Origin of the sequence: Parasphingorhabdus sp., from assembly GCF_041748495.1 — a bacterium.
In the GTDB taxonomy this organism is placed as follows: domain Bacteria; phylum Pseudomonadota; class Alphaproteobacteria; order Sphingomonadales; family Sphingomonadaceae; genus Parasphingorhabdus.
The window spans coordinates 1-15,754 of record NZ_JBGTDD010000100.1; the positions used below are offsets into that span (position 1 = coordinate 1).

The 15,754-nt window shown below is 58.2% G+C and carries 15 protein-coding genes and 1 tRNA gene; 8 read left to right on the forward strand and 8 right to left on the reverse strand.

Annotation, left to right across the window (positions count from 1 at the left end):
* Positions 1 to 389: 389 nt before the first annotated feature.
* Positions 390 to 1,538, forward strand: coding sequence for a tetratricopeptide repeat protein (locus tag ACEW8J_RS08960; protein WP_373491296.1), 1,149 nt, complete (start codon positions 390 to 392; stop codon positions 1,536 to 1,538).
* Between the two features lie 218 nt (positions 1,539 to 1,756).
* On the opposite strand, the gene ACEW8J_RS08965 is transcribed toward ACEW8J_RS08960, so the two are convergent.
* The 7 genes from ACEW8J_RS08965 to ACEW8J_RS08995 all read right to left on the reverse strand — a co-directional run bounded on the left by ACEW8J_RS08965 (position 1,757) and on the right by ACEW8J_RS08995 (position 10,686).
* Positions 1,757 to 3,055, reverse strand: a complete 1,299-nt coding sequence (locus ACEW8J_RS08965; protein ID WP_373491297.1) for a hemolysin family protein — start codon at positions 3,053 to 3,055, stop codon at positions 1,757 to 1,759.
* Positions 3,052 to 4,404, reverse strand: a complete 1,353-nt coding sequence (locus ACEW8J_RS08970) for a hemolysin family protein (RefSeq protein WP_373491298.1) — start codon at positions 4,402 to 4,404, stop codon at positions 3,052 to 3,054. The genes ACEW8J_RS08965 and ACEW8J_RS08970 overlap by 4 nt, the downstream gene beginning before the upstream one ends.
* An 807-nt stretch (positions 4,405 to 5,211) precedes the next feature.
* Positions 5,212 to 6,543, reverse strand: a complete 1,332-nt coding sequence (locus tag ACEW8J_RS08975; protein WP_373491299.1) for an APC family permease — start codon at positions 6,541 to 6,543, stop codon at positions 5,212 to 5,214.
* A gap of 37 nt (positions 6,544 to 6,580) precedes the next feature.
* Entirely contained in the window at positions 6,581 to 7,165 is a 585-nt protein-coding gene (locus ACEW8J_RS08980; protein WP_373491300.1) for a VOC family protein, read from the reverse strand.
* 88 nt (positions 7,166 to 7,253) lie between these two features.
* Complete coding sequence (locus tag ACEW8J_RS08985; RefSeq protein ID WP_373491301.1) at positions 7,254 to 7,649, reverse strand: DUF4440 domain-containing protein; 396 nt, start codon at positions 7,647 to 7,649, stop codon at positions 7,254 to 7,256.
* Positions 7,650 to 7,786: 137 nt separating this feature from the next.
* A complete protein-coding gene (locus tag ACEW8J_RS08990; RefSeq protein WP_373491302.1) occupies positions 7,787 to 8,242 on the reverse strand; it encodes a hypothetical protein in 456 nt (151 codons plus the stop codon).
* A 362-nt stretch (positions 8,243 to 8,604) separates the two neighbouring features.
* Positions 8,605 to 10,686 (reverse strand): hypothetical protein, encoded by a 2,082-nt coding sequence (locus tag ACEW8J_RS08995; protein ID WP_373491303.1) that lies wholly within the window; start codon positions 10,684 to 10,686, stop codon positions 8,605 to 8,607.
* Between the two features lie 393 nt (positions 10,687 to 11,079).
* Here ACEW8J_RS08995 and ACEW8J_RS09000 point away from each other — a divergent pair, with 393 nt between their 5' ends.
* The 7 genes from ACEW8J_RS09000 (at position 11,080) to ACEW8J_RS09030 (ending at position 14,872) form a co-directional block, all read left to right on the forward strand.
* A complete protein-coding gene (locus ACEW8J_RS09000) occupies positions 11,080 to 11,274 on the forward strand; it encodes a hypothetical protein (RefSeq protein ID WP_373491304.1) in 195 nt (64 codons plus the stop codon).
* A gap of 259 nt (positions 11,275 to 11,533) precedes the next feature.
* Positions 11,534 to 11,938 carry a nuclear transport factor 2 family protein gene (locus ACEW8J_RS09005; RefSeq protein WP_373491305.1) on the forward strand — a complete coding sequence of 135 codons (405 nt, stop codon included), beginning with the start codon at positions 11,534 to 11,536 and terminating at the stop codon, positions 11,936 to 11,938.
* Between the two features lies 1 nt (position 11,939).
* Positions 11,940 to 12,836: a hypothetical protein gene (locus tag ACEW8J_RS09010; protein WP_373491306.1), complete on the forward strand. Its 897-nt coding sequence runs from the start codon at positions 11,940 to 11,942 to the stop codon at positions 12,834 to 12,836.
* A complete protein-coding gene (locus tag ACEW8J_RS09015) occupies positions 12,833 to 13,615 on the forward strand; it encodes an SDR family NAD(P)-dependent oxidoreductase (protein WP_373491307.1) in 783 nt (260 codons plus the stop codon). The genes ACEW8J_RS09010 and ACEW8J_RS09015 overlap by 4 nt, the downstream gene beginning before the upstream one ends.
* A gap of 14 nt (positions 13,616 to 13,629) precedes the next feature.
* Positions 13,630 to 13,899, forward strand: coding sequence for a sulfotransferase domain-containing protein (locus tag ACEW8J_RS09020; RefSeq protein ID WP_373491308.1), 270 nt, complete (start codon positions 13,630 to 13,632; stop codon positions 13,897 to 13,899).
* Positions 13,896 to 14,708: a GNAT family N-acetyltransferase gene (locus tag ACEW8J_RS09025; RefSeq protein WP_373491309.1), complete on the forward strand. Its 813-nt coding sequence runs from the start codon at positions 13,896 to 13,898 to the stop codon at positions 14,706 to 14,708. The genes ACEW8J_RS09020 and ACEW8J_RS09025 overlap by 4 nt, the downstream gene beginning before the upstream one ends.
* Positions 14,705 to 14,872: a hypothetical protein gene (locus ACEW8J_RS09030; protein ID WP_373491310.1), complete on the forward strand. Its 168-nt coding sequence runs from the start codon at positions 14,705 to 14,707 to the stop codon at positions 14,870 to 14,872. The genes ACEW8J_RS09025 and ACEW8J_RS09030 overlap by 4 nt, the downstream gene beginning before the upstream one ends.
* Positions 14,873 to 15,616: 744 nt before the next feature.
* On the opposite strand, the gene ACEW8J_RS09035 is transcribed toward ACEW8J_RS09030, so the two are convergent.
* Positions 15,617 to 15,690 (reverse strand) — tRNA-Gly (locus ACEW8J_RS09035).
* Positions 15,691 to 15,754: the final 64 nt, after the last annotated feature.

A 15,754-nucleotide genomic window follows, 5' to 3' on the forward strand; every position in this document is an offset into this window, starting at 1 on the left:
GGCGGTGGCGCTCGAGAATAAAATTGCTTTTTTCATGTTTGATTTCCTCTTGATCCTGTTCAGGGAGGCGGTCTGCATTCCCTGTCATGAAGAATGTTCTAACGGACATTTGTCGCTGAACTTTGTCAGGACAGACAAAAATTGTCGCAATTTGTATCAAGCGGCGGAATTGGTTCATCGCCGGGACAGGTCCGGGCGGCGGCGCGGGTCAAGGCGGCGGATCAAGGGTTGGACAGGGTTTTCAATAATCCATCCTGGCCGGAGCTGCTGTCCGTGGCTGAGCCAGCGCGTTGTCGGATAGGCTACGCCAAAAAAGCGCTTGCCGCTGATCCGGAATATGGTTAGCAAATCATCGCGGTCGCGCCGGACACCTTGATGGGGGGGCGACTATGGCACTTTCTCGAAATGACAGATCAACCGGATTGCGCCGGGGATTGGCACCACGATTACTGGTCCTGATGATAGCCCTGCTCGCCTATTCGATGACCGGTTCTGCCAGCTCAGGCAATAGTCCTGGTCCATGGAACAATGCGATGCCCGCCGCGGACCGTCAGCATCATCAGCGCAGCAATTGCCATGGAGTCTATGATCTGTTGGTCAGCAAGGTCTTGGGCGGCAGCGCGCTGGACAGCGAAGAGGCAGCCTTTGCCGATGCCTATGAAGCCAGCGCCAAGGCACGCCAGCCCTGCCCGGTTCCGGCGGAGCCTTTGGCGCTGCGTGCGATCAACCGCGATATCAAGACCCAGCCTGCGTTGGCCCTGTTGATCGAATATGTGCAGCAGGACGATCCCGCTGCCCTTTTTGAACTGGGCTGGGCGGCGGCCCAGGGCAACGCGCCGGGTGCGGATCGCCAGTTGGCGTTCGACACGCTCGAGCAAGCGGCATCGCTGGGCGATGGTCCCGCCAATTACATTCTGGGAGCGTTGAAGGCATCGGGCCAACTGCTGGGTCCGAAAGATGAAGCGCAAGGCCTGCGCCATTTTATCGCCGGAGCCGCGGCGGATCATGTCGACGCCCAGTTCATGGCCGGTCTGTTCCATGTCGAGGGCATAGCGACCGCGAAAAATCCCAAAAAGGGTCTGGAATATCTGCGTCGGGCCAGCGAGGGCGGGCATGTCTATGCGACTTATTATGCCGCCGATATGGTCAATTTGGGCAAGGGCGTGAAGGCAGATCCTGACATCGCCTACCGGCTCGGCCGCAATCTGGTCGATGAGGGCTATGTCGCCGGGGCGATCATTGCTGCCAGCGCCCTGCTGCAGCGGCGCGACGTCAAACAGCATCAGAACGAGATATTGCACTGGATGGACACGGCATTGCGGCACGGCGATGGCAAGGTGAAGGCCGATATGAACCGTTTGCGCCCACAGGTCGTCAACCTGTTCGACCGGATGAATGCGCCGCCAGCCTATGTACCAAAGGAACGCAATCTGGTGTGCAGCAAACGCACCACCTGCCTCGTGGATTCCCGCTCCGGCCTGCGCAGCTGTACGACCAACACCGATTACTGGAACGGATGTCGCCGACTGGTCTATTGAGCGCGGCTGCGTTTGATCGTTTTTCCGGTTCGGCGAGCTCGCCGTCCGAAGGCGGCCTCGCTCTATATACCAAGGATCGAGATGCCCCAAAACAGCGCCAGCGCAGTCAGATTTCCCCATTCAGAAATGCAAGTGCTGAAACGGTCGATGCACGGATGATCTGTCTTGAAGAATATTTCATCTTCGACGGCCTTACAGCCAAGATGATCGAAGCAATATTATTTCACCTCCGGCAGTAGCAGCCGGACGCGCAGAATCTTCATCCCCATAACTTCCTCCGCTACCAGACGGATGCCGTTCACCTCGATACTGTCTCCGGCTGCAGGCAAAACGCCATTGACCGCCAGAAACAATCCGGCAACCGTTGAGACTTCCGGATGGTTAATGTCCAGCCCATGATCCTCCTCAAGCTCGGCCAATGTGACTTCGCCGTCAAGCGACATAGTGCCGTCGGTCAGTATCTCGAGCCAGTGCGCCTCTGCTCCGTCTTCCTCGTCGATAAGATCCGCGACCAGATCGTCCATCGTCACGAAGCCAAGCGTACCGCCAAACTCGTCGACGACCAGCGCGGCGTGGACCCGCTGCTTTTTAAACAATCTCATCAATTCGTTGGCCGACATCCCGCCCGCTACGCGCGGCAGCGGACGCACGATAGAGGCAAGATCGGCTTCAATCTGGGAAACGCGATTGCGGATGAAATCCTTGACGTGAAGGACGCCGATGATGTCGTCGAGCGACGCACCGTAAACCGGATAGCGCGCTGCCGTTCCGGCGGCAATAAGGGCGGCCGTCGCCGTGGTATCGGTCGATAAGGCAACGGCAGCCATGCGGTTGCGCGAGGTCATCAGTTCCGCAGCGGTGCGATCTTCCATTTCGAAAATATTCTCGATCAACCGCGTCTGCGCGTCCTCGATCTGCCCGCTGGCAACAACTTCGCCGGTGACAATCTCGAGTTCCTGCGAGCTAAACAGACTCGCCGACTTATCCGGATCTGGAATTCCCAGCAGACGCATCAATGCGAAAGCGATTTTGTTAAGCAGGATGACCATCGGGCGGAACAGGATGCCGAACATCCGCATGACCGGGTTGAGCGAGATGCTGACCCGTTCGGGCGATTGCAGCGCCAAAGCCTTGGGAATCATCTCGCCGAAGACGACATGCAGGAAAGTAATCCCGCCCAGCGCAATCACGAATCCGGCCATATGCGACTGATTGTACGACAGTCCGAGCCGCTCGAGTGGTTCGTAGAGCCATTTGGCAACCGCGGGCTCGCCATACATACCCAGTCCGATGCTCGCGAGAGTGATCCCCAATTGGGCAATGGCAATATAAGCATCCTTGCCGCCATCGCGATCAAAAACCCGCAATAGCCATTTGGCCGCGCCGTTGTCGTTCTGTGCCATCGTTTCGAACCGGCTGCGGCGCGCGCCGACCAGAGCGAACTCGGCGGCCACAAAGATGCCATTGATTGTGACGAGCGCCAATATCGCCGCAATGGGAATCAGGACATCGGTCATCCCTCGTCCTCTTCCGCCGTTCGTTCGATCCGGACCCGTCGGACAGCCTGCCCGTCCATCGCCTCGACGACGAGGCTGATCGATGTCCCGGGGATCTCGACGCGATCCCCTGCCGCCGGAAGCCCGCCAAGTTCGTGCCACATCAGCCCGCTCACCGTGTCCGCGCGATCGTCGGGAAGCAGGATTTCATGACGATCGGCGAGCATCGTCAGACGCACGTCGCCTCGAACGCTTATATGCCCGCCATGCTCGACAAAAAGCTCTTCCTCATCATCGAATTCGTCCTGCATTTCGCCGAACACTTCCTCCAATGCATCCTCAAGAGTGACCAGTCCGGTGAAGCTTCCATATTCGTTGATTACCATCGCAGATCGCCGCCCGTTGGCGCGTAACGCCTGCCACAGTCTGGGCACGCTCATCACGTCGGCCACGATCAAGGGGTCGCGCATAATCGAACTGACCATCGCCTGAGGGTCCCGTTCAAAGGTAGCGAAAAGCTTCCGCAGATGGATGATCCCGACCACATCTTCGCCGGTCTCGTCCAACACTGGGAAGCGCGAAAATGCGGTCTCGGCCGCACGAATGAGTGCCTGTTCGACAGTCTCGTTCACGCTCACGCTCGCCATCCGGGTACGCGGGGTCATGATCTCGCGAACAAAGCGGTCGTCAGCACTCAGAGCGCCAGACAGCATGTTGCGCTCGTCCGCATCGATCAGTCCTCCGGCCGCGCTCGCCTTGAACAGCGCTTCGAGTTCGTCGGGCGAATGGACGTGGGTGTGACTGTGATCCGCACTCAGCTTGAACAGGCGCATGATCGCGAAAGCCGTGCCGTTAAAAAGGAAGATCAGCGGCTGAAAGATGACCAGGCTGGCACGCATAGGCATCATGGTCGCCATCGACAGGCGTTCTGGATAACGAAGGGCAATGGTCTTCGGCAGCAATTCGCCAAGCACCACCTGAATCATAGTGACGGCGATCAGCACGATCAAAATTGCTGTCACCTGCCCACCAACTGCACCAAGATAAGGCAGGAGCAGTGGTGTCAGCTGCGCTTGCCCATAGGCACCTGCCACCAGACTGCTGATGGTGATGCCGACCTGACAACCTGCCACATAATTGTCGAGTTTGACTGGATCGCGAAGGATCCTGAGTAGCTTTCTGGCGACCCGATTGCCGCTCTCGGCTTCTTCCTGAACCCTCGATTTCCGCGCGCCGACGGTGGCGAACTCCGCCGCGACAAAGAGCGCATTGGCGGTTACCATAAGCAATATAACGAGGACGGGAACAAGATAGCTGGAGATGATGCGGCCCTTTGATGATGCGTCGCTTGGCCACACTATCAGTGCCATCACCCCGCTACAAGTCGAATACGCTTCCTACAAGCGACCGGCACTCGCGAGCCATCTTCTCGCAGGAAGCACGCTCGACGCCGCGAACACATCGCAAAGATACTGGATTATCGCCACTTCGAAAGGGTGTGATTACTGATCTGGAGCGGGTGAAGGGAATCGGCCGTTGGCGCAATTTGGTAGAAGGTCGGGCCTAAAAAATATCAATCAGGTCAAGCCCACAGGAACCACCGCAGGTAGGCGATAAGGCGTAATTTCAAAAGTCAAAATTTAGCGGCGGGAACTGGGCCGCTTCGTTGAAGGCTGGAGACAAGATTGTGGAGATCGTGATTCACTTTGTAACGGTCGTACCAAGGCGTTTACCCTTCATTGTTAGTGGTACGCCCCATTGCATGGTGCCGAGGACCTTCTGACCGCCGTCGATACGCGCGACTATGCCCTGGTATTTTGGCCAGACGTCAATTTTGATTTCAGAGAAGGGTGTGTCAGCAGCCGCGCCAATATACTCCTTCCACGTTGGGATCGCTTCGGGGTTGCTTCGATAGTGATTGCACATGTTCCCATCCGGGCCCGCAGCACAAAATGCTGCACCAAGAGGCCGGACAGATGGCAGCATCCGACTACGTGTCAAACCCCTCAAATTACCGCTTGCATCTTCAGGGGCGTCCACAGATGGAAAGCAGTCATTCGAGGCATGAAGATTGAACGGCAACTTGTGGGCCGGGATCTGACCGTCCGGTTTCGACTTCGACTTTTCCGAAGCAGACGGTGCGGCGCGGTGCTTCAGGGCGCTGTGGAGATGAGTGGTTATGTTTCGACAATGGCCCTGCGGCGGCGGCCAAGTGCCATGCCTACGGGAAGACAGATTGCGATCAGTGCTGCAATCCAGATCCCGCCCATCGGGTCGGCGACAACAACCGAAATAAACAGCGCGGCATTGATCAGTAGGATCAAGGCGGGCAAGGCCGGGTAGCCGATCGCGCGGAAAGGGCGTGGCAAGTCGGGGCAGCGTCGGCGCAGCGTAAAAAATGCAGCGCAATAGATCGTGCCAGCAAATATGCCCAGTGCGGTCTGTATTTTGAATACGAACACATAGCCGCCCGAAAACAGAAGCGGCACGGCCACAGCGGTTCCGCACAACAGGGCGACCCAAGGCGTCCCGCCCCGGTTCACCCGCGTCGCTTCGTGGAGGAAAAGCCGGTCTCGCGCCATCGCAAAAAGAATCCGCGGCGCGGACATGACCAGTCCGTTGAGCGTTATCAGTGCCATGAATGTCGCCAGCAATGCCACCGCGACATTCCCGGTCGGTCCAAGCAGGGCCTCGATCAGCAAGGCAACGGGCAGATCGGAGTCGCGCAGGGTGGTCATATCCAGTATTGAGAACAGAGCCAGATTCAGGGCGAGGTAAACGGCGATGACCAGAAAGGCCGAGCGAAACAGCGCGCGCGGGATATTGCGGCCGGGATCCTTGTCCTCTTCAGCAAAAGCGGCCGGACCGATCCAGCCGTCATAGGCACCGAGAATGATCTGGAACGCGGTGATCACAGCGACGATGCCGAGCGCACTTAGCGGAACCGGCGGCGCCGGATCGGCTGCGGCGATCACGGGGTCGACAATGAATGCAGCGATGATCACACCGACCAGCAAGGCAATCTTGATGGCCGAACCGATGATCTGGATCCAGCGGCCTTCCTGCACGCCCAGCCAGTTGAGCGCCGTCACCGCAAACAGGATTATCGCAGCGACGATCGCCTTGTTTGCGGCGACGGGCTCGAAAATCGTCCCGAGAAAGTCGGAGCAGGCCAGCGCCAGCGCCGCGCTTCCTGCAATATAGGCGGTCCAGTTCGCCCAACCTGCGAGCATTCCCATGCCGTCGCCATAGGCTTCGTGCACCGGAACATAGATTCCGCCTGCCTTGGGTAAGGCGGCGGTCAGCTCAGCAGCAACATTGCACGACAGTAATACGTAAACCCCGCCCAGCACCCACAGCAGCATGGCTATCTCGGCAATGGGCACCTCATTGGCGATGACCCCCGGGGTGCGCATGATGCCCGATCCGATGACCGACCCCGCCGCGATCGCAATGGCAAAAGGCAGGCCCAGACGCTTCTGAAGCTGCGGTGTTACTTTTGTCCTCACCCGCAAAAGGGGCTTCCCATTTCAGGAGTAGCGTCGTTCATGACGCGACCAGTTCCTCGAACCGGCCGCGGAGCGGCGAGACTTCGGCGTCGAGATTGATGGCAAGCAATTCGACTTCCGAAGCCCCGCTTCGCAACCGCTTCAGCCAGTTGTCGGGATCAAACTCGACACCGACAGGATTCTGTCCGATCTCGGGACCGGACCAGTAGGCGCGGCACTCCGCCTTGGTCGCAAAACAATCGACTGCGAATTCCATCTGGTTGCCGTCTGGGTCGGCGTAATAGAGCGAGGCGCTCATACCGTGGTTGACGCACCAATAGGGCTCGATCCCCTGTGTCTTCAGTGCCTCCCAGGCTTCAAGCAATCCGCGCATTGATGGCAGGTCATAAGCGACATGATCGACACCTACCGGGGACTGCTCGTCGGCCTCTCCGTCTGGCGCGATCACATCGAGATTGGCAAAGGCGAAGCGGTGATGCTCGTCGTCGAAGGTCACGAAAGCGAGCGCGTCGTTGGCATAAACCAAATGCGTGCCGAATACGGTCTCATACCATTTCAACATCTCCGCAAAGCGCCGCGTTCGGTAGACAATATGGGCTGGCTTGGGTGTTGGTATGGGCATCGATTATTCCTTGATGTTTAATGTGGCGTAAAGCCGGGCTGGATTGCGGAATGAGCAGCTATCCCGCGCCCTGTTTCGCATTTACTGTTCATTTTGCTCCCTCGTCTGGACTCCAGCTGTCGACGATCAGCAGCCAGTGGCCGTCATCGCCACGCCGAAAGATACCGGTGCCCTTGCCGCGCTCGGCCAACACCGCGCCATCCTCGCGTCCGACCAGCCGGGCGGTATAGGTATAGCGGTCGAAGGCGAGGTCACCCGAAGCCTCGAAGGCAAGTTGCTGTTTGCTGTAATGTGCCTCGAATGCCTCGAAGAAGCTCGCGGCCCACTCGCCGACCGCTGCGGCCCCGACCAGTTCGGGCTCGCCGGCTACCTGAAAGACAATATCTTCGGAAAGCAGCGCCATCACCCTTTCGGTGTCGTTGCTGTTAATCGCATCGACATAGGCTGCATGAAGTTTTTTGCCGTCGACGGTCGAGTCGTCCATTCTCTGTCTCCCTCAGCAATTGGCAACGGAGTTGTCTCTACAAAATCAAAATTCACATCATAAAATCATGCGTTTTTGGAAAAGCTGCTCGGCGAATGACGGGTCGCAAAATCATCCGCCGAGCACATCAGTTCAATCTATTTAAGATCGAGTTCCTGATATTGGACCGAACCCATTGGTTCACGCATCTTGGTTCGCTGACCATATTCCTTGTCGGCGGTGCGATCGGTTGTGGCGAGCATGGCGTTGACCTTCTTGGTAAACGCTTCAATTTCAGCTGTCTTGGCATAATCCTTATATTCGATCACCAGAACCAGATTGGGTTCGCCATCGCGTGCATTATTGGTTGCCAGCACATGATAGTCGACGATGATACCCTCGGCCTTGCCAAACTCCTGAACCTTCTTCCATTGTCCGGCGAGATGATCCATGTAGTTTTCAAACTGCCCGTCGAGAACCTTGATGCGCGACACGTTCCACACCGTGCCCGACTTATAACTTGAATCCTGAGCCATTGCCGGTGCCGAAATCGACATTGGCACGGTCACCAATGCAACGCTTGCGGCGATCATCATATTTCTCATCAATTTCATTATATTCACTCCCCAAAATTTGCCACCTCACCGCGAGGCGGCTTGCCATAATATAATTTGCTACAACGCGGTCCCCGCCGAAGTCGAACCCTCGCTGGCTCCGGCAGCTTCAAAAATATGAGTGAACGGAAGCTCCGTTGGAGAAGACCAGCCAGCCATCTCCAATGGCTTCTGACGTGCAATCGATTGCACTATGTAATCCCCCTCCCTGGAATATAGACGTAGCTCTCGTGATGGCAGAAAGGGGGTTTCCCTGACTACCAGATGCAATGCTTATTTTCGTATTTGCGATGTTCTATTACTGCGCCCAAAGGCAGCGTTGCGTCAACGCCCGCTACCGTCAAAAAAGCGTCAATAATGCGTCAGTCGATATGTGACGATCTCGGGAACAGGTCGGGCCACCCATATTTTTCCCAGGCCGCTACCAAGCCGATGTCATCGGCGAAAGAAAGGAAGCTAGGGTGCAGCCGAGTCTGGCGGATTGGATCGACATCGGTCCAGAGGCTCATAAGGCCCAACATGTTCGCCGGATGGATCTGCTTGCGGTAAAGCTTCATGACCAACTCGGCATGGCCCATCCAGATCGCTGGCAAGGCAATCGATGCGTCGCAGGGATCGGGCATCGCTAAATGGAGACCGTCGAGAATCTGGCAATAAATTGCGCGGTCATCTTCCATGCCACTGCAGATACCCCGGGAAGCGATAGTCCAATAGGCATCACGGGCATCGTCGTCCATTGGTGCGAGACCCGCTGGCGGCAGGATAACGCTGTTCATCAACAATCGTTGACGAAAATAGGTTTCGACGGCTTTTTCGTTATCGCCAAGCGCAGCCTCTATTACGGCCAGCCACATCCCCGGCATGCCCAGATCGATCATCCGCTGTCCCGCAGCGAGTGCCGCGTCGTAATTTTCGAGATTGAAATGCGCTGCGCAGAGCATCGCGAAGTTGCGGCCATAGACCGGGTCTTGCTCGATCGCTTCCTCGACATAAGGCAAGGCCGCTTGCGTATGTCCGATATAGAGCAGGAAGGAACCCAGACGAGCGGTCACGTCAGCATTGTTGGGCTCTAGGCGATAAGCCTCGTAGGCGTGATCAAGTGCTCCAAGAGGATTGCCCAGTGTCCATTCATGGATACCGCGCATCGAATGGGCATGGCCTTGTCGAGAATCCAGTTCGATGGCACGTGCGGCGCAATCGGCCATCCGCTGGGACCTCTCGACCCGATCGAGTTGCGGCGTAAACACGATCGTGTTGACATGGGCTTCAGCCAGCGCCGTCCAGCATTCGGCAAAATCGGGATCAAGTTCCAGCGCCTGCTCCAGAAGTTCTATGGCCTTGTCTAGAACGCCATCGCCGATCGCGCGATAAGTTAGCGCTCGGCCTTGCAAATAGAGGGAATAGGCTTCTCTACTTGCAGTCATCGTGCGGGCAGCACGCGTGTGTGCCTCCACTCCAATGGCTTTGCACAGCCCGGCGATAATATTTGCACCAATATGCGGACGCGACTTCATCGCGCCTTCCAAAGTGCCATCGTAGCGGTGAGACCAGATCTGGACTCCCGTCGGACCGTCGAGGAGGCGGAGCGTTATACGAATGCTGTCGGGAAAACGGTCGACCGATCCTTCGACGAGATGGGATACGTTAAGCGCCGATGCAAGCGCGGGAATAGTCCGGCCACTGTTCGCTACGCTTGCGACCGAGGCGCGCGCCACGACCGCCAGAGCGGAAACCCCGCTCAGACGCGAGACCAGCTCCTCGACCACACCTTCCGCCAGAAAGAACGGACCGCCGACTGCGTCACGCTGCTCGAACGGCAGAACTGCAATACGAATTTTCCCGTCCCAGTGCCGCGCATCAGCGCGACCACATGCCAGCCATGCTTCGCTGAGCTGCGCGTGCCCGTCCATGTCTCCGTCGCGGTCAAGCGCCACAAGCGCGCGGGAGACGGCGATCTGTAACTGCCCTTCGACGTGCTTTCGTTGTATTTTCAGCCATGCTCTGAATTGATCTCCGAAATCCATCTGGTCGAGCAGCGGCTTGTTACCGATGGTGGCCAATAATGAACAAGCTTCCTGGATCCGTAGATCGTTGAGGGCTTCGATGAGCTCTTCAAAATCGCTGCGCACGATCGAGGGCTCGATTGCGAGCATTGTGTGGGATGGCTCAAGCATGGTGATATTCTGAGGCTCTAAAGCCCTGTCAAGTATTAGAAGACATTGGCGCAGGCTCGCGCGGGCTTGAGCCTGAAATCGTCCAGGCCATAGCAGCTTGCTGACATGATCGCGCTCCATGGCTTCCTGAGGAGCAACACATAGCATGGCCAACAACGCTCGTGCCTTGTTGCTGGAGATTGGAATATGTGCACCATCTGGGCCTGATAGTGAAAATGAACCGAATAGCGACGCACGACACGCATTATCCCACCTAGCACTAACGTCCATCCCTGACCCCCGCTTGCACCCCTTTCAGGGTGTCTCATTAATATGCATTAACGGGGGACAGTCGTCAAATCACAACGGTTCAAAGCATTGAGGTGAATTTGGGACTGGTATGTCCGGAATTTGGCCGTCGGGTGGAGCGATCTAAAGACTAAAATTGGGCGCATTTCAGACCGGCGGCAAATGGGCCGTGTGTGGACGGCCCTCCGTTGGCAAGGGTCTTTTTGGAGGCTAACCGAATCTGATATTGGTTCGCTCGCCGTATGCCCGGTTCGGGTTGCTGAACGCCGCAAGGTCCATGAACGCTGCCGAAACCCTATGGTTCGCAGACCGCACCTTTGGTTGATGCCAGTGGTTCCGCTCCCGGCAATCGCAATGGGGCACAGTGATCTGGTGATGAAGTTCTATTCCGAGTGCATCCACCCGGCCAACATGTTTGGCATGATGAGTTTGTGGATCGATGTCGACCCGATCAACCGCACGATCCGCGATTCCCGCTTCATGGATTTCGCCGAACGGATCAACATGGTGGAGGCTTGGCAGCGTTTCGGTTGGCCCGATCTGATTCCGGTCGACCCGCGCCGCGCCTGAGCGCGCACGAATTGACGCTTTTTTGACGGTTCGCCTTGTTGACCACCCACGCGTTCTTAACGTACTATTCTTCCGAAATCTAACGACAAGGCGCCCCCCCCCCCACAGGCGCGTCCGAACGCTGGGTTCGGGCGCGAGCAACAACGCGCGCCTTCAACAATCCGCGCTTGGGGAGCGCCGGTTTCACGAACCCTGGCGGGCGATAATGCGACCCGGTCGCCTGCCGGGGTAAACTTTTAAGATTAGGGGGAAACGCAAGATGACTATTACGGCAATACCAGCAACCGACCTGCACCACGCCTATGTCGCGGCGATCAATTCGAATGACACCGATCGCATCATTGCTCTGATGGACGAAGACATCGTGTTCCAGGTGCCCGGCGAACCCGAACTGATCGGCAACGACGCCGTGCGCGAATGGGCCGCGGGCTTCTTTGCTGGGTTCGAGGAGCATTGGGACAAGACCGAACGCGCGCTCGAACAATCGGGTGATGTTGCGGTTAGCCGCTACACCTACACCGCCCGTTATCGCTCGCGCAAGGATGGGTCGGAAACCGGCGAGATCGGCAAGGGCACCTCCATCTATCGCCGTGCGCCTTCGGGCGAATGGCTGCTGATGATCGACAGCTGGTCGACCCACGAGGTGCCCGAAGGAGGACGCTGATATGGTCAGGCTCTCCTTCTGGTCTGCCGCCGCACTGCTGCTTGCGCCGCTCACACCAGCTCATGCTCAAAAATCGCCCTCCGCGCAGCCTGGGGAGAATTCAACGCCCGCAGAAAGTACCAAGAGCAGCGAAACTCTCGTGCAAGTGGTCGTCGAGGGTGATCAAATCAACTACGTCACCGGCGACCCCGCCAACTGGCCCAACGAGCTGGAAGCGACTGTTGCGGCACCCGACAATCACAAGGTCCTGTTAGAGAATGAGCGCGTCCGGGTGCTTGAGGTCACGCTTGGCCCCGGCGAGGTCGAGCCGATGCACTTCCATCGTTGGCCGAGCGTTCTTCATATCTTGCAAGCGGATGAATGGATCGACCGCGACGCCGCAGGAAACGTGATCTTCGATTCGCGAAAAGGGCCTCCCTTGTCGCTGCCAATAACCATGTGGAAAGGCCCCGAAGCCCCCCACTCGCCGGTCAACCTCAGCGATAGCGTCGAAGTCCGGTTGATCCGGGTGGAGATCAAAGACGATACCGGCGATGCCGATCTGACACCGATCCTCGACAACCGAACCCGCGTGATCGTCGAAGGCATCCGCTCGGGCGACGTTTCCGGGATCATGGCACTTTACGGCCCGGGGTCGCTCTATGCAGCCGACAATGCGACGCTGTTGTCCGACCCACAAGCGATCGAGGCCTTCTGGGTCAATGTCGCGGCCAGCCCCGCCCATGACGCCACGCTCGAAGTGCTGCGGATCGAACGGCTCGGTCCCGACGCCTTTGTCGAAATCCAGAAATACGATGTTTTCGATGCAGCAGGCGAACGGCTGTTCGGCGGCTACGCGTCGCTGCTGTGGCGCCGGGTGGAAGGCCGCTGGATCATCGCAGCGGATGTGTCGAATTGACCGGCCTTTCCGCCTTCGACCTTACCAGCAAAGTCGCCATCGTCACCGGGGCGAGCAGCGGGATCGGCGAGGCGACCGCACGCCTTCTTGCGGAGCGCGGGGCCAGCGTCGTGCTCGCCGCCCGGCGCGAGGAGGCAATAGCATCGCTGGCGGAGGAGATTGCCAGCGCCGGGGGCACAGCCAGTTACATCCGCACCGATGTCAGCGATGCAGGCGAGGTCGCAGCGATGGTCGCGCACGCGGTGGAAAACCATGGGCGGCTCGATATTGCGGTCAATAATGCCGGGATCGGCACGCAGATTCATTCGATCCTCGATCTGCCAGATGATTACTGGGACCAAGTGCAAGCCACGAATCTCAAGGGCGATTTTCTCTGCATCAAGCATCAGGCGCGTGCGATGCTGGCAGCGGGCCATGGCGGGGCGATCATCAATGTCGGCTCGGTCAACACCTTCCTCGGCTGTCCGGGGGCGGCGGCCTATTGCGCGTCCAAGGCAGGACAACTGGCGCTGACCACTAGCGCATCTGCCGAGCTGGCGGCGCAGGGCATCAGGGTCAATCTCGTGTGCCCCGGCGTCATCGACACTCCGATGCACGATGAGATCAAGGCTAATCTCGGGGCCGAAGCCTTCGAGGGCATGAAGGCCCAGACCCACCAGCGCCGCATCGGCACACCCATCGAAATCGCCCGCGCCATTGCCTTCCTCGCCTCCGACGAAGCCAGCTTCATCACCGGCACCACGCTGACCGCCGATGGCGGCTTCCACCTGACGCTTTGAAAGGGACGTTCACCATGCTGATCCGCAAGCCCGAAAAAGTGATCCGCACCTGGCACACCGACAGCCGCATCTGGGACAGCTTCGAACTGCGCGCCGGTGATGTGATCGTCTGCACTCCGCCCAAGACCGGGACGACCTCGACCCAGCGCATTGTCGGCATGTTGCTCGCGCAGTCAGCCGAATCGCGCCAGATCATGGAAGAGCAGCCGTGGCTTCGAACCGCGCTTCATCCCGACGCAGGAGGTGAGCGGCACAGAAGACCAGAGAGGTGGCAAGCGCAATGATACCAGACAGAACCCGCCGCATCGATCTTGACGCCTGTGCCAGCGTGCAGAGCCTGGTGGATGGCTGGACGTTCCTCGTCGGCCAGTATCCGCAGCACGGCTTTTCGAGCGACGGGCCGGTGCGCAGCTTCCTTGCGAATGTCGACAATGCCTTCCTCAACATGGTTGTGATCGAAGCGCCCACTTGCGGTCCGCAAGGCTTTGCCGATGCGCTTGGGCGGGCGGCGCGGATCATGCAACAGTGCCCCTACCCCGCAATGCTGGCGAGCGTGCCGAAATGGTATCCGGACGCAGGCGACGCGATGTTTGCCGCAGCGGGCCTGGTCCACGCGCAGGATTTGTGGGGGATGGCCGCGCCCGACCTTGCTCCGCCAAGACGCTCCGAGCCCGAGCTCGACTTTCGCCTGGTCCGCGATTCACAAAGCGCCATCGATATCGGCCTTGTAAACGCGGCCGCATACGCGATGCCGGCTGAGGCTTTCGCGATCACCGGCAATGTTCACCAGTGGTCGGGTGAGCATTTCGGCGTGGTTGGCTATGCCGATGATGAACCGGTGACCGGCGCGTTGGCCTATATTCAGGATGGACAGATCTACATCGGCTGGGTTGCGACGCTGCCTGATCGCCACGGCCAAGGGCTGGGCGAAGCGGCAATGCGGCGGGCTATCACGGCAGCGCAGCAGGCCGCGACCCGGCCCTTGCCGCTGTGGCTTCACGCCACCGAAGCGGGCCGCCCCCTCTACCGCAGCATGGGATTTGAAGAGGCCGCGCATATGCGGCTGCATGTCCTTGAAGGAGAAACGCATTGACGCGCCCACGGCCCACCAGTTTCGAAGGCGAGCTTGAACGGCGCCTCGCGATCCTTGCGCGGTGTGAAGACGTGGATCGTCGTCTGCCGAGCGTGGACACATGGGTGCTGGCAGCAATCACAGTCGGATGCTTTGCCATCGTGCTGATCGCGCAGGCGTTCTAGGCGGTGCGCTTGCCATTGATGCGACGGGGTCGCTCGCCATTGCGAGATAATCAGACAGGCTTGAGTAGCCGGCTACCTGACAAAGAACTGCAACAGCTTTCATGACCGCTATGCGGTGGCTCATGGATTATCGTCAACTCCAACTACTGGGGATGCGCTGCACGCAAAGAAGGAGCGATTTGCGACAACAACCGCCGGATATCTTCTCCTGAGTTTGAACGGCGTGTTCTTAGCGGCCTCAAAGAACGGATGCTCGCCCCCGCGGTCGTGGATGTATATGTCAAAGAATATCAGAATGAATATGCATCTCGTTCCAAGGATCTACGGCGACAAACCGCAATCTTCGAACGTAAAATTTCTGGGGCAGAAACTAAGATAAAACGGCTGGTAGAGGCAGTAGCTGCCGGAGGCGGTGAATTCGTCGAGATTCGAGAAGCTCTTACTCTGCAAAGGGAGAACTTGCCATCGCGAGAGGTCAATTGGCGGAGACTGAGGCAATGCCTATCGTTGCGATGCACCCGGCGATAGCAGACAATTACCGGAAGCAAATTGCGTCGTTAGACAGCACCCTTATCTCGCCTGACGCCAGCTCAGAAGCGATCCCGGCTATAAGATCACTTATTGACCGGCTGGTGCTAACCCCCAATCCCCTAGGGCGAGGCGTCGAAATTCAGGTCGAAGGAAGGTTAAACGCAATTGTCGCTCTTGCAACTGGTGCTGAAGCACCTCCACTAACTGCAACGGTGGAGCGGGTGAAGGGAATCGAACCCTCGTCGTAAGCTTGGAAGGCTTCTGCTCTACCATTGAGCTACACCCGCATTTCCAGATCGACCGGATGCGCCGCTATTGCCATTGCTTTTGTGGTCCGTCAATCAGGAAAGG

Excerpts from the sequence above, each read along its gene's own strand:
- ACEW8J_RS08970 (WP_373491298.1), bottom strand. The coding sequence starts at position 4,404 with ATGGCACTGATAGTGTGGCCAAGCGACGCATCATCAAAGGGCCGCATC.
- ACEW8J_RS08985 (WP_373491301.1), bottom strand. The coding sequence starts at position 7,649 with ATGGACGACTCGACCGTCGACGGCAAAAAACTTCATGCAGCCTATGTC.
- ACEW8J_RS08980 (WP_373491300.1), bottom strand. The coding sequence starts at position 7,165 with ATGCCCATACCAACACCCAAGCCAGCCCATATTGTCTACCGAACGCGG.
- ACEW8J_RS08995 (WP_373491303.1), bottom strand. The coding sequence starts at position 10,686 with ATGGACGTTAGTGCTAGGTGGGATAATGCGTGTCGTGCGTCGCTATTC.
- ACEW8J_RS09025 (WP_373491309.1), top strand. The coding sequence starts at position 13,896 with ATGATACCAGACAGAACCCGCCGCATCGATCTTGACGCCTGTGCCAGC.
- ACEW8J_RS08960 (WP_373491296.1), top strand. The coding sequence starts at position 390 with ATGGCACTTTCTCGAAATGACAGATCAACCGGATTGCGCCGGGGATTG.
- ACEW8J_RS09010 (WP_373491306.1), top strand. The coding sequence starts at position 11,940 with ATGGTCAGGCTCTCCTTCTGGTCTGCCGCCGCACTGCTGCTTGCGCCG.
- ACEW8J_RS09020 (WP_373491308.1), top strand. The coding sequence starts at position 13,630 with ATGCTGATCCGCAAGCCCGAAAAAGTGATCCGCACCTGGCACACCGAC.
- ACEW8J_RS09000 (WP_373491304.1), top strand. The coding sequence starts at position 11,080 with ATGAAGTTCTATTCCGAGTGCATCCACCCGGCCAACATGTTTGGCATG.
- ACEW8J_RS09005 (WP_373491305.1), top strand. The coding sequence starts at position 11,534 with ATGACTATTACGGCAATACCAGCAACCGACCTGCACCACGCCTATGTC.
- ACEW8J_RS08990 (WP_373491302.1), bottom strand. The coding sequence starts at position 8,242 with ATGAAATTGATGAGAAATATGATGATCGCCGCAAGCGTTGCATTGGTG.
- ACEW8J_RS08965 (WP_373491297.1), bottom strand. The coding sequence starts at position 3,055 with ATGACCGATGTCCTGATTCCCATTGCGGCGATATTGGCGCTCGTCACA.